The sequence below is a fragment of the Burkholderia sp. PR2 genome, from assembly GCF_052372875.1.
GTDB classification, from domain to species: domain Bacteria; phylum Pseudomonadota; class Gammaproteobacteria; order Burkholderiales; family Burkholderiaceae; genus Burkholderia; species Burkholderia diffusa.
The window spans coordinates 3,098,495-3,111,847 of record NZ_JBQRWH010000004.1 but is presented as its reverse complement, the minus strand read 5'-3'; the positions used below and the strand labels follow the sequence as shown (position 1 = coordinate 3,111,847).

Here is a 13,353-nt window from a genome sequence, read left to right as displayed (position 1 = left end):
ACCGGAAAGCGACCCCGGAGGGCTTGGCGGGCGGGGCGCTCTTCGGCGGCTCATGCGGCCGCGTGAACGGGCGTGGGAACGGGCGTGCGAACGCCGCCACGGGCCGCGCGAGCGTTCACGAAACGGAGAAGGGAGAAGGGCAGACGCAGGCCGCGCCCGCCCCGGAGCGCCGCGGCTCGCGCGTCAGCGCGAAGCGAGTGCGCGCGAGTTGGCGTTGCCGTCGTCGGCCGTCTGCGTCGCGTTCGCGTTCCACACGACGCGGTCGTTGACCGCATACAGCCGGCATGCGCCCGCACCCTGCTTCGAGCAGTTGTCGAGCGCGAGCGCCATCGGATCGTCGCCGCCTTCGGCCCACGACCACGCGCCTTCGGCGGACACCGCGAAGGCACGGCTCGGATGCTGGCTCAGGAAGCGGCGATAGCCTTCGCGGCCGGCCTCGTCGAGGAACGGCACCGCGTCGATCGCATCGATCGACGCATAGCCGGTCGCCTTCGGTTCGTGCGGGTTGGCGACCGCGTAGCGCACCGAGGTCGGCAGGTTCAGTTCCGCGAGGAACGCATTGACGGCCGGCCACCACACGGGCACGCCGTCGCGATCGACGATCAGCCGGTGCGCGTCGTCCTTGTAGCGGCCGAAATCGATGAACTGCGCCTGCGTGCCGTGCGACACGTACGCGTCGTGCATCTGAGCGACGAGCGCGGGGGTCCACACCGAATCGTTGTCGCCGTACAGCCACAGCGAACGTACGGCCGTATGCGCGCCGTACTGGTCGAACGCATCGACGAGATTGCGCTGCCAGCCGTCGCAAAGATCCTGGCGCAGCCCGCCGGAGAAGTTGATGATGCCGCGCACGCCGGGCGCCGCTTCGGTGCCGTACGCGACCGACACGAGGCCGCCGTGCGACGTGCCCGCGACGACGATGCGCGACGCATCGATGTACGACTGACGCGACATGTAGCGGACCGTCGCGTCGACGTCGGCGGCCTGCGTGAGCCCGTTCTTGCCGACGTTGCAGCCTTCCTGCTGGTACGAGCCGCCCGACCCGGCGAAGCCCTGGCGGTTCGGCGCGATCACCGCATAGCCGCGGCGCACGAATTCGCGCGCGAACGCGAGCGGCCGGCTGCGCGGCTGCTGATGGAGGTCACCGGTGTTCTTGCCGTGGTTGAAGACGACGAGCGGGAAGGGGCCGGGGCCGTTCGGCTTGAACAGCGTGGCCTCGAGCATCACGGAACCCGAGGCATCGGCCGGAATGCTGATGATTTGTTCGTTGAGGTTCGCGGCGACTTGCGGGAGGCCCGAATCGCCGTAATCGAAGCGCTCGGCGTGGGCGAGCGAGCCGCTTGCCGTGGCCGCGCCGACGTTCGGCAGCGCACCGGCCTGAGCGGCCGACAGCGCACAGGCCGCCATCCATCCCACCAATACCTTGCTGAACGCCATTCGTAAGCCCTGCCATGCAACATGACCAATCTGAGGGCCATCCTAGCCCGACAAATTCAGGTTGTGCAATGCGGGAATTACCCGGCGTCTGACACAGCAACTATTTGTCAGCGTTCACTTACTTCACCGTCGACATAGCGCCAGAACCCGTGCTCGTCGCGGGTGAACCGGCTCGTCTCGTGGAGCCGGTAAGCGCGCCCGCCGACCTTGTAGCGGGCCACGAATTCAACCTCCGCGTGCCGTTCGTCGAGCGGCGCATGGCGCTTGATCGCGAGGCCGAGCCAGCGCGGCGCGTCGGGCGCATCCGGGTCCGCATCGAGATCGGCCGGGCAGGTGCGCGCGTCCCAGGTCGCGCGCAGGTAGTCGGTCGCGCCGAGCACGTACGCGCTGTACCGCGAGCGCATCAACTCGAGCGCGGTCGGCGCGGCTTCGCCGCCGTCGATGAAGCGGCCGCAGCAGGCCGCATAGCGCGGTGCCGGGGCTTTGCCGGCAGGCGCGGGGGACGCGCCGCCGCACGGGCACGCGTCAGGTCGGTTCAAAATCATGCGAATCGTGAATTAACGACGCCGGGTTGTGATGTCGGCTCACCAGCTGAGCTCGACGCCGTCGTACTGGAAGAAACGGCCGTTGGACCGCGACACGTCCGCGCCGGCTTCCGCGATCACGCGGCGCATGCCGGTCACGCTGGTTTCCGGATCGATCGCGGCCTGCGCGCCGCCCATGTCGGTGCGCACCCAGCCGGGATGGAGCGAGATGCATGCGGCGTGGCGCGTCTGCAGCGACGCGATGCGCAGCACGTCGTTCAGCGCGGCCTTGCTCGCGCGGTACAGCCAGCCGGTCGTGCCGGTCGCCTCGGCGATGCTGCCCATCCGGCTCGAGACGACGGCGAGCACGCCGCGCGCGTCCTCGACGAGCGGCAGCAGGATCGGCAGCAACTGCATCGGCCCGCGCACGTTCGTATGCATCACCGCGTCGAAATCCTCGGCGCCGATCGTTTCGACGCCTTCGGTGCGCGGCCCGTACACGCCCGACACGAGCACCGCGGCGTCGAGCCGTTCGCCGTCGAGCTTCCAGCCGAGCGCCGCGATCTGTTCGGGCCGCGCGATGTCGAGCGCGTGCGCGTGCGCGCCGAGTTCGCGCAGCGCGGCGAGCGACGCGTCGTCGCGCGCGGTCGCGATCACGTTCCAGCCGTCGCGCCGGTATTGCCGGACGAATTCGCGTCCGAGGCCGCGCGATGCGCCGACGATCAATACGGTTTTCATGTTCGCCGCTCCTTCTCAGTGCACCGCCGTCGCGGCAGTGTCGGTGTCAGATCAATGCGATGCCCGTCGCGGCCAGGCGCGTGATGCGTCTTCGGCCGGGTGCCGCGCGGCGCGTGCGCGCCGCGCCGGCGGACGTTACTTCGCGTCGCCGCACGGTTTCAGCGTGGCGGCGACCGCCTGCGCGACGTCGTCGAGCCGCGCGGCATCCGCCGCGACCATGTCGTTGTCGGGCGCGTGCTGGCCACGCGCGGTCAGCGCCGCGACGCAGCGCTTGTAGGTCGCATCGAGCGCGTCGAAGTTCGACACGGACATCCCGAGGTTGCGCATCCGCCCGTCGTGCACGCCATACACGAGCCCGTGCACGGTGAGCGACTGGCCGCGCGCCCAGGCGTCGTTGACGATCGTCGTGCGGCACACGTTGACGACCTGCTCGATCGAGTTCAGCTCGATCAGGCGGCGATAGCGCGCCTCCCCGACCGGCCATTCGTCGAGCAGCGCCGCGTGGCGCTCGCGCACGTCCTGCACGTGATGCAGCCAGTTGTCGGCGAGGCCGACGCGGCGGTTGTGGAGCGCCGCGTTCACGCCCGAGCAGCCGTAGTGGCCGACGACCATGATGTGCTTCACGCGCAGGATGTCGACCGCGAACTGGATGACCGACAGGCAGTTCAGGTCGCTATGGACGACGACGTTCGCGATGTTGCGGTGCACGAACACTTCGCCCGGCGGCAGGCCGATGATCTGGTTCGCGGGCACGCGCGAATCCGAGCAGCCGATCCACAGATATTCCGGCGCCTGCTGGTCGGCGAGACGCGCGAAGAAGTCGGGATCTTCGGCGAGCTGGCGCTTGACCCAGGCGTCGTTGTTGTCGAACAGATGTGAAAGCGGATTGTCTTGGGTATTCATCGGTGTGGATTCCGTTGGCGGAAAGCGGGTCGATAACGGGTTCGATTCGATCGGATCCGGTCGCGCGTCAGGCGGCGCGCTGCGCGTCGCCTGCATCGTCACCGGCGTCATCGGCGCCCGGCGTCGCGTCGAAGCGCGCGGGGTAGCGCACGCTGAAGCGCAGCGACGCGTCGTACGGGAAAAAATCGGGCAACTCGCCCTGCAGCAGCTTGTCCTTGCTGGACTGCCACAGCGCAGGGTCGAAAAAGTCCGCGTGATGCTTCATGAAGACCGTCCGCACGCGCGGGTCGCCGAGCAGGAACGGTCCGTAGGTTTCCGGAAAGATGTCGTGCGGGCCGACGGTATACCACGGCTCGCCGGACAGTTCGTCTTCCTCGTTGCGCGGCGGCGGCACGCGCCGCACGTTGCAGTCGGTCAGGTACTCGATCTCGTCGTAGTCGTAGAACACGACGCGGCCGTGGCGCGTGACGCCGAAGTTCTTGTACAGCATGTCGCCCGGGAAGATGTTGGCCTTCATCAGCTCTTTCACCGCGTTGCCGTATTCCTTCACGCCGTGCTCGATGTCCGCGTCGGTGCCGTTCTGCAGGTACAGGTTGAGCGGCGTCATCCGGCGCTCGATGTACAGGTGCTTGATCACGAGATTGTCGTCCTCGTATTCGAGCAGCGACGGCACTTCCTTCTCCAGCTCGCGCACGAGCGCATGGTCGAGCCGCGACAGCGGCAGCGCGACGCTCGAATACTCGAGCGTGTCGGCCATCCGCCCGAGACGGTCGTGGCGCTTCACGAGCTGGTACTTCTCCATGATCTGCGCGCGCGTCGTTTCCTTCGGCGGCGGGAAGTGATCCTTGATGATCTTGAACACGTACGGGAACGACGGCAGCGTGAACACGAGCATCACGAGGCCCTTGATGCCGGGCGCGATGATGAAGCGGTCGCTCGAATGCGACAGATGGTGCAGCAGGTCGCGGTAGAACAGGTTCTTGCCCTGCTTCTGCAAGCCGACCGACGTGTAGATCTCGGCCTTCGGCTTGCCCGGCATGATCGTGCAGAGGAAGTCCACGTACGCGGACGGCACGCCCATGTCGACGAGGAAATACGAATGCGAGAAGCTGAAGATGATCTGCAGCTGCTCGCGGCGCAGCAGCACGGTGTCGAGCGCGAGCAGGCCCGGGCGCACGTGGCGGATCGGCACCGCGAACGGCAGCACGCGATCGGCGTTGATGATGCGGCCGACGATGTACGCGCTCTTGTTGCGGAAGAAGAGCGACGACAGCACGTGGATCTGGAAATTCGGCGCGGCGTCGAACTCGCCGAATTCGTCGGTGATCGACTGCATCACGCAGCCGATGTCGCGCGTGAGATCCTCGAACGGCGGCTCGAGCTGGAAGTTCGTGACGATGCGCTCGAGCGTGGCCGCGAGCCCGTCGGTGCCCGGGTAGTACGCGCGATAGGTCGGCTTCGCGGCCGGCTCGTCGTTCTCGAGGTATTCGGTCGAGATCGCGGGCCGCACGAAGATGAAATCGTTGCTGAAATACGAGCGGTGCAGGATCTTGCAGCACACCGAATTGAAGAACGTCTCCGCGCACTCGGGCTGGCGGTGCGACGTGAGCAGGCCGATGTAGTGCAGCTTGATCTGCTGCCACACCTCGTCGTCGATGTTCTCCGCGTCGTATTCGTCCTCCAGCACCTCGACGCATTCCTGCACGCGATCGTCGTACGACGTGATCCGCTCGCGCGCCAGCCGCTGCAGGCCGTGCCAGTCGGTGCGCTCGTATAGCGTCTTCGCCTCGACGGCGGCTTCCCGGAAGATCCGGTAGTGGCGGTCGAAGTATTCGAGCATCGTCTGTGCGACGTCGAAACCGATCTGCGACGACAGCAGTTTGGGGAAGTGATTCATCGCGTGCAGGCTCGTTCGAGAGGGGCTGTAAGCACTCGCCATTTTAGCGCCCAAGTCGGCGTTTCAATGACTTTCAGGGCCGGCGCCCAAGCGCCGTCAATGCGCGGGTTGTGCGCCGTTACATGCCGTTCGGTGCATCTTCGCGTAAAGATACGGGTACGGAATTGATTCTGGCACGAACTTTTTTTGCCCGTCCGGCGCCAGCGCGGGCGCGCGTTTCGCGCGACGGCGATAGAATCGACGCGATCCCCGCGCGGCCTGCAGCCCGCGCGCGCCTGCCCCGCATTCGCACTTGCCTGCCCTGATAACGACGAGACGCCCCACCGATGAACGCACTGGAACACCAACTCGACTATCCCTTCGCCGACACGCTGCCCGCCGCGGGCGACACGTTCGAGGTCGCGCCCGGCGTGCGCTGGCTGCGCATGCCGCTGCCGTTCTCGCTGGATCACATCAACCTCTGGCTGCTGCGCGACGAGATCGACGGACAGGCCGGCTGGACGATCGTCGACTGCGGGATCTCGTCGGACGCGATCCGTACGCACTGGGAACAGATTTTCGACACGCATCTCGACGGGCTGCCGGTGCTGCGCGTGCTCGTCACGCATTGCCATCCCGATCACTTCGGCCTCGCGAACTGGCTTTGCGAAGGCGGCGACAAGGGCCGCTGGAACGTGCGGCTGTGGATGACGCTCGGCGAATACATGTTCGGCTGCCTGATGGCGGCCGGCAACGGTTCGAACGCCGGCGGCGCGGCCGCGGCCGATCATTTCGCGCGCCACGGCCTGACCGACCCGGTCGCGCTCGAGAAGCTGCGCAGCCGCCGCAGCTACTACTCGGACCTCGTGCCGGCCGTGCCGCCGCGCTACCGGCGCCTGCGCGAAGGCGACGCGGTGAAGATCGGCGCGCGCACGTGGCGCGTCGTCACCGGCTACGGTCATTCGCCTGAACATTGCGCGCTCCACAGTGAAGCGGACGGCGTGCTGATTTCCGGCGACATGGTGCTGCCGCGCATCTCGACCAACGTGTCCGTGTTCGATCTCGAACCGGAAGCCAACCCGCTCGCGCTGTACCTGGAATCGCTCGGCCGCTACGAGACGATGGCGCCCGACACGCTCGTGCTGCCGTCGCACGGCAAGCCGTTCCGCGGCGTGCGCACGCGCATCGCGCAACTGCGCGCGCACCACGACGCGCGGCTCGACGAAGTGCGCGTCGCCTGCGCGGAGAAGCCGGCGAGCGCGGCCGACATCGTGCCGATCATGTTCCGCCGCCGCGAGCTCGACATCCACCAGATGACGTTCGCGCTCGGCGAGGCGCTCGCCCACCTGAACCTGCTGTGGCTCGCGGGCGAACTCGTGCGCGAGCAGGGTGACGACGGCGTGCTGCGTTTCCGTACCGCGCGCTGAGCGCGCGTCGTTACCGTCACGCGACGGGTTCGTAACGCCACCCGTCGCGCTGCCATTGCATCGTGTGCGTCGGTGCGAGCGCCGCGAGAAACGCGGCGTCGTGCGACGCGACCACGATCGCGCCGGGGAAGCCGGCCAGCGCGGCTTCGATCGCGCGCACCGATTCCAGATCGAGGTGATTGGTCGGCTCGTCGAGCAGCAGCAGCTGCGCGGGCGTGCCGCGCCACAGCGCGCATGCGAGCGCGGCCTTCAGCCGTTCGCCGCCGCTCAGGCGGTGCACCGGCTGCGTCGCGCGCGCGGCATTGAGCTGCAGCAGCGCGAGCCGGCTGCGCAGTTCGCCTTCGGAGAGCGGCGTGTCGAGGAGTCCCAACTGCTCGACGATCGAGCGTTCAGGATCGAGCAGCGCGAGCCGCTGGTCGAGATACGCAGCGCTCACGTGCGTCGTGCAGGTCCCGGCGCGCGGAGCGAGTTCGCCGGCGAGCATGCGCAGCAGCGTCGATTTTCCGCAGCCGTTCGGGCCCGTCAGCGCGATGCGCACGGGGCCGCTGGCCGACCAGGTGATCGCGTCCGTGCGGCCCGCGGTGCGCCACGGCAATTGCGCGCGCTCGAGCGCGAACAGATGGCGGCGCGCGCTCACCTCGGTGCCCGGCAGCGATACGAGCACCGGCGCGGCGGCTTCGACGCGCGCGGCTGCTTCCTGCACGCGCGCATCGAGCGTCGCCTTGAATTCGCTCTGGTGACGGCGGACCGCCCCCATGATGCTGCGTGCCGCTCCCTTGCGGCTCTGTTTTGCCATCGACGACAGGTTGGCCGTCTTCGCATCGCGCAGCGAGCCGGCCGCATGACGCTGGATCGTGTCGTGTTCCTGTTCGAGCCGACGCCGCGCGCGTCCGCGCTCGTTGCGCGCATGCTCGAGCGCCGCCTGCGCGGCATCGTGCTCCGCATCGCGCTGCGCGCGGTACAGCGCGTAGTTGCCGCCATACGTGCGCACGCCGTGCGGCGTCAGTTCGACGATGCGCTGCACGTGCGCGAGTAACGCGCGGTCATGGCTGACGACGACGACACCGCCGCGCCAGCCGTCGAGCGCCGCGCGCAGCCACGCACGGCCCGGCGCATCGAGGTGGTTGGTCGGTTCGTCGAGCACCAGCAGCCCGGCTTCCGACAGCAGGGCGCCGATCAGCGCGACGCGCGCGAGCTGGCCACCGCTCAGCGCGTGCGCCGGCGTGTCGGCGCGCACGTCGTGCAGGCCGGCTGCGTCGAGCGCCGCGCGCAACCGCTCGGCGAGGTCCCAGCGATCGCCGATCAGGTCGAAGTCGTGCGCGTGCGCGCGCCCGTCGGCGAGGCGCGCCAGGGCCGCGAGCGGCCCATCCAGCGCGGCGATCTCGGCGACGGTCCGCGTGCCGGCCGGCGCGTCGTCATGCTGCTGCGCGACGTAGACGACCGGCGTCTGCCGGTCGATCGTGCCCGCGCTCGGCGCACGCCGGCCCGCGATCAGTTGCGCGAGCAGGCTCTTGCCGGCGCCGTTGCGGCCGACGATGCCCGTCGGCGTGCGATCGATGGACAGGTCGAGCGAGTCGAACAGCGTGACGCCGTCGTCGAAGCGGAAGGAAACGTGATGAAGCGCGACGAGCGCGCCGGTCGGCGTGGCAGCAGCCATAAGCACCTCCGAAAATGCGTGAAACCCTTCGCGCGGCGTGCGTGGCACGGCGGCGAAAACATTTTTGGGAAGGCTTAGTTGTTCACTTCGGCTGGCGTCCGGTATGAGGAATGAGCGCGCAGTGTAGCAAGCGCGGCGCGCGCGCCCCAAGCGACGGGCGAGCATGCCGTCGCTTGCGTGCCACGCGCGGTTACTGCACCGTGACCGCAGCGAAGTTCTGGCGGCCGAACGGGCTCACGCGATAGCCGCTCACGTTCGCGCGCGTGAGCGCGGCCGCGGTCGGGTAGCCGAGCGGAATCCACAGCGCCTGGTCGTGGATGATCTTCTGCGCGGATTCGTACAGCTTCGCGCGCTTGGCCTGATCGGCGGTCGACTTGCCGTCGGCGATCAGCTTGTCGAGCTGCGCGTCGCAAAAGCGTGCGAAGTTGATGCCCGACTTCACCGCGTTGCAACTGAACAGCGGCGACAGGTAGTTGTCCGGATCGCCGTTGTCGCCGGCCCAGCCCATGAACAGCATGTCATGCTGGCCGAGCTTCGCCTGCTTGATGAGCTCGCCCCATTCGATCACCTTGACTTCGGCCTTCACACCGATCTTCGCGAGGTCGGCCTGCAGCAGTTCCGCGCCGGCCTTCGGGTTCGGGTTCAGCACGCTGCCCGTCGGGCGCGTCCAGATCGTCGTCGAAAAGCCGTTCGGGAAGCCGGCCTGCGCGAGCAGCTGCTTCGCCTTCGCGGGATCGTACGCATACGGCGCGATGTCCTTCGCGTAGCTCCACGTGTTCGGCGGATACGGGTTGTTCGCGGCCGTCGCGGTGTTGTCGAACACCACCTTCAGATAGGTCGCGCGATCGAACGCGAGGTTCAGGGCCTCGCGCACCTTGTCGTTGTCGAGCGGCTTCTTCTGCGTGTTCAGCGCGACGAACGCGGTCATGAACGCGGGCGTCTGCACGACCTTCAGCGCGCTTTCGCCCTTCGCCGCGAGCACGTCCTGCGGCTTCGGCGACAGCGCGATCTGGCATTCGCCGGCCTTCACCTTCTGCATGCGCACCGACGCGTCGGGCGTGATCGCGTAGATCAGCCGGTCGACCTTCGGCTTCGTGCCCCAGTAGGCCGGGTTCACGTCGTAGCGGATCAGCGCATCCTTCGTGTAGCTCTTGAGCACGAACGGGCCGGTGCCGACCGGCTTCGCATTCAGGTCGGCCTGCTTGCCGGCCTTCAGCAGCTGGTCCGCGTATTCGGCCGAGTAGATCGACGCGAAGCCCATCGTCAGGATCGGCACGAACGTCGCATTCGGCTCGTTCAGCACGAACTTCACCGTGCTGTCGTCGACCTTCGTGACCGACTTCACGAGTTTCACGAGGCCCATCGACTGCGCGTGCGGGAAGCCGCTCGCGCCGGCCACCTTGTGCCACGGATTCGTATCGTCGAGCATCCGCGAGAACGTGAACACGACGTCGTCCGCATTGAGCGTGCGGCCCGGCTTGAAGTAGTCGGTGGTCTGGAACGCGACGTTGGGGCGCAGGTGGAACGTGTACGTCAGGCCGTCGGCGCTCGCTTCCCATTTGTCGGCGAGCGCGGGTACGACCTTCTTCGCGGCTTCGTCGTACGACACGAGCGTGTTGAAGATCACGTCGGCCGATGCGTTGGTCGTGACGAGCGAGTTGTACTGCACGACGTCGAAGCCGTCCGGGCTCGACTCCGTGCAGACGGTGAGCGGCTTGGCGGCGAGGCCGGGGGCGGCGAGGGCGGCGGCGAGCGTGGCCGCGGCGAACAGCTTGACCTGCATAGGATCTCCCACGTGACTTGTGATTTTTTGCCGGGTGTCGGAATGCGGGCGCGGCCCGGAAGCGGGCAGGGCCGGCGCGGCTGGCGGATAGCATACCGTCAAAGCGTGCCGCGCGTGAAAAAAGGCGCCGGAACGAGGTGAGTTGAGCGAAAAACGGCTGCGTTGGCGACGGAATGCGTGTTGGGGCGGCGCAGCGGCGGGGAGGCGGGGCAGGTGCGGCGGCGAACGGCGGGCGGGCGAGACTGTTGTGGGGAGGCCGCGAATCGAAGCGGGTCGGCGCGAATCTGTTGGAGCGGCGGAGGCGAGGGAAGCGGAAGAAGCGGAAGAAGCGGAAGAAGCGGAAGAAGCGGAAGAAGCGGAAGAAGCGGAAGAAGCGGAAGAAGCGGAGGAAGCTCGGTACCGGCGTGCGACGCGTGGTACGGCCGACAGGAGGAAGCGGCGCGCGCTGCGTTGGCACCGAACCGTGGCGCTGCACCGGCCGGCATGAACGGCGCGCCAGACGCGCCGGACGCCCGATGCCCCCGATGCGCTCAGTGCGTGCCGGCCTTCGGCTTGCGCGGCGCCTTTTCGAACAGACGGTCGTAGAGCCAGCGCGGCAGCACGTGCAGCACCTTCGCGACGACGCCCATCTGCCATGGAATCACGCGGAACGCGTGCTGCCGAGCGATCGCGCGTGCGGCGCGGGCCGCGAAGCGGTCGGCGTCCATCAGGAACGGCATCCGGTACGGGTTGTGCGCGGTCATCGGCGTGCGGATGTAGCCGGGCGCGATCGTCACGACGCCGACGCCGGCCGGGCGCAACTCGACGCGCAGCGCCTCGAGATACTTGATCGCGGCCGATTTGGACGCGCTGTACGCGCCGGAACCGGGCAGGCCGCGCACGCCGGCGACGCTCGCGACGCCCACCAGCGTGCCGTGGCGCGCGGCCGTCATCGGGCCGACGAACGGCTCGAACGTCGCGACCATCCCGTAGTAATTGATGTCCATGACGTTGCGGAACGTGGCGAGATCGCCTTGTCCGGTGACGGCGCCCTGGCTGATGCCCGCGTTCGCGATCACGACGTCGGGGCAGCCGTGCGCGGCGATGAACGACGCGGCGGCCGTGGCGAGCGCATCGGCGTCGCGCACGTCGGCGGAATAGACGGAGACGGACAGCTTGGGAAAGCGTCGCGCGAACGCATCGAGGGCATCGGTGCGGCGCGCGACGAGTGCGAGCGTGGCGCCCTGGCGGGCGTATTCCTCGGCCATCGCGAGGCCGAGGCCGCTCGACGCGCCGGTGATGAAGACCTTCAGCGGAGTAGTCATGCCGGCGCGCGGGCGGGGATCAGAGTTTCTTGTCCTGAACCTGCTTCACGAGGTAATCGAGCACCTGCGCGGTACCCGGGATGCTGTTCGTGTAAGCCGGGCCCGTCTTGTACTTGCCCTGGACGATGACCGTCGGCACGCCGTCGATCGCGTAGTTCTTCAGCAGCTCGGCCGACTGCTTCACCTGGCCCTGCACGCTGAACGAGTTGTACGCGTCCATGAACTGCTTCTTGTCGACGCCTTGCGTCGCCAGGAAGTCGGCTTGCGCCTGCGGCGTGAGCAGGTAGTTCTTCTGCTTGTGGATCGCGTTGAAGATCGCCGGCGTGACCTTCTCCGAGATGCCGAGCGCCGACACCGCGTAGAACAGCTTCGAGTGCGGGACGAAATCGTCGCGGAAGGCGACCGGCACGCGCTTGAAGTCGATGTTGTTGCCCTGCTTCTTCACCCAGGCCTCGATCGTCGGCTCGAATTCGTAGCAGTGCGGGCAGCCGTACCAGAAGAACTCGATGACCTCGACCTTGCCGGCCGGCGCGGACACCGGCTGCGGCGACTTCATCACCTCGAAGTCCTTGCCGGACACCGGTGCGGCAGGCGTTGCCTGGGCGAAGCCTGCAGCGGCGAGGCCCAGGGACAGAAGAAGCGTGCTAAGCAGTTTTTTCATGTTGTAGACGTCGAATCAGTTGCTCGGGTTACGAAACGTAACGGGTTCTGCGTGGGCGCGGCCGGTTGCTTACTGCTTCGTGAAACGGATCACCGCCGTGTCGACACCTGCATCGGACAGGCGCTGACGGGCCGAGTTCATATCCTCGAATTTCGAGAACGGGCCGACGCGCACGCGGAAATAGGTCACGCCGCTGACATCGCGCTTCGACACCTTCGACTCGAAGCCCTGGAAGCCCAGGCGCGCGCGTTGCTGCTCGGCGTCGCCTTCCGTCTTGTACGCGCCGACCTGCAGGAAGTAGCCGGTGTTCGCGTCGTTCGCGGTCGGCGGCTTCGCTGCGGCGGCGGCCGTGGCCGACGAGGTCGGCTTCGGCGTGTTCGCGGCCAGTTGCTGTTGCTGCTGCTTTTGCGCGGCAGCCTGCTGCGCCTGCTTCTGCGCGGCGAAGCGCGCGAGATTGTCCTCGCCGCCTTGCTGCTGTTGTGGGTGTTGCTGCGCCTGCTGCGTCTTCTTCGGCGGCGGCGTGTTGTCGGCCGGCTTCGGCGCGACGGCGACGCCGTTGCCCGAAGACGCATTGTTCGACGCGGTGGTGTTGCTCGAGCCGGTCGTGCCGTTCGTGTCGCCCGACGGCGGCACTTCGACGATCTGCGGCTCGGGCAGCAGGCCGCCCTGGGTCTGGTTCGCGGCCTGGCCGGGCGCGGTATTGGGCGGCGCGGACTGCGCGGCCTGCGGCACCGGCTGGCCGGGCGTCTTGCCCTGCAGCGCGCGGTTCGGGTCGAACTGCTGCGGCTGGCTCGCGCCGTTGTCGGCGGGCGGCGGCGCGACCTTCGACACGAACGGCGACGGCGAACGCGTGATGTAGAGCGCCACCACCACCGCGATCGCGAGGCCGACGATCAGGCCCAGCACGATTCCAAGAAATGTCCCTCCGGCTTGTTTCGATTGCTTCGAAGTTCGGCGTGGTTGTGCCATTGCTTGAGTCACCTGCAAAAAGAATCGTGAAAAGGTCGCGGCGGGCGCTGCCGCGGCCATTCGTTGCCCGGTTC

At 67.7% G+C, this 13,353-nt stretch carries 11 protein-coding genes; 1 reads left to right on the top strand and 10 read right to left on the bottom strand.

Annotated features, from left to right (window positions below; translation table 11 throughout):
* Window positions 1-183: 183 nt before the first annotated feature.
* The 5 genes from ACT2FV_RS31580 to aceK all read right to left on the bottom strand — a co-directional run bounded on the left by ACT2FV_RS31580 (window position 184) and on the right by aceK (window position 5,499).
* Window positions 184-1,437: a dienelactone hydrolase family protein gene (locus ACT2FV_RS31580; RefSeq protein WP_151048823.1), complete on the bottom strand. Its 1,254-nt coding sequence runs from the start codon at window positions 1,435-1,437 to the stop codon at window positions 184-186.
* A 107-nt stretch (window positions 1,438-1,544) separates the two neighbouring features.
* Window positions 1,545-1,982, bottom strand: coding sequence for a YchJ family protein (locus tag ACT2FV_RS31575; RefSeq protein WP_059691402.1), 438 nt, complete (start codon window positions 1,980-1,982; stop codon window positions 1,545-1,547).
* A gap of 39 nt (window positions 1,983-2,021) precedes the next feature.
* Window positions 2,022-2,699 carry an SDR family oxidoreductase gene (locus tag ACT2FV_RS31570; RefSeq protein ID WP_059600010.1) on the bottom strand — a complete coding sequence of 226 codons (678 nt, stop codon included), beginning with the start codon at window positions 2,697-2,699 and terminating at the stop codon, window positions 2,022-2,024.
* Window positions 2,700-2,834: 135 nt separating this feature from the next.
* Window positions 2,835-3,602 carry a carbonate dehydratase gene (gene can / locus ACT2FV_RS31565; protein WP_151048822.1) on the bottom strand — a complete coding sequence of 256 codons (768 nt, stop codon included), beginning with the start codon at window positions 3,600-3,602 and terminating at the stop codon, window positions 2,835-2,837.
* A gap of 67 nt (window positions 3,603-3,669) precedes the next feature.
* Window positions 3,670-5,499: a bifunctional isocitrate dehydrogenase kinase/phosphatase gene (gene aceK / locus ACT2FV_RS31560; RefSeq protein WP_059600011.1), complete on the bottom strand. Its 1,830-nt coding sequence runs from the start codon at window positions 5,497-5,499 to the stop codon at window positions 3,670-3,672.
* A gap of 326 nt (window positions 5,500-5,825) precedes the next feature.
* Here aceK and ACT2FV_RS31555 point away from each other — a divergent pair, with 326 nt between their 5' ends.
* Entirely contained in the window at window positions 5,826-6,905 is a 1,080-nt protein-coding gene (locus tag ACT2FV_RS31555; protein WP_059600012.1) for an MBL fold metallo-hydrolase, read from the top strand.
* Between the two features lie 16 nt (window positions 6,906-6,921).
* On the opposite strand, the gene ACT2FV_RS31550 is transcribed toward ACT2FV_RS31555, so the two are convergent.
* The 5 genes from ACT2FV_RS31550 to ACT2FV_RS31530 form a co-directional block, all read right to left on the bottom strand.
* On the bottom strand, window positions 6,922-8,562 hold the full coding sequence (locus ACT2FV_RS31550; protein WP_444505381.1) for an ABC-F family ATP-binding cassette domain-containing protein: 1,641 nt from the start codon (window positions 8,560-8,562) through the stop codon (window positions 6,922-6,924).
* Window positions 8,563-8,752: 190 nt separating this feature from the next.
* Window positions 8,753-10,345, bottom strand: coding sequence for an ABC transporter substrate-binding protein (locus ACT2FV_RS31545; protein WP_444505380.1), 1,593 nt, complete (start codon window positions 10,343-10,345; stop codon window positions 8,753-8,755).
* A gap of 530 nt (window positions 10,346-10,875) precedes the next feature.
* A complete protein-coding gene (locus ACT2FV_RS31540) occupies window positions 10,876-11,649 on the bottom strand; it encodes an SDR family oxidoreductase (protein ID WP_124901990.1) in 774 nt (257 codons plus the stop codon).
* A 19-nt stretch (window positions 11,650-11,668) separates the two neighbouring features.
* A complete protein-coding gene (locus ACT2FV_RS31535) occupies window positions 11,669-12,310 on the bottom strand; it encodes a thiol:disulfide interchange protein DsbA/DsbL (RefSeq protein ID WP_059523964.1) in 642 nt (213 codons plus the stop codon).
* A gap of 69 nt (window positions 12,311-12,379) precedes the next feature.
* Window positions 12,380-13,279: an SPOR domain-containing protein gene (locus ACT2FV_RS31530; RefSeq protein WP_444505379.1), complete on the bottom strand. Its 900-nt coding sequence runs from the start codon at window positions 13,277-13,279 to the stop codon at window positions 12,380-12,382.
* Window positions 13,280-13,353: the final 74 nt, after the last annotated feature.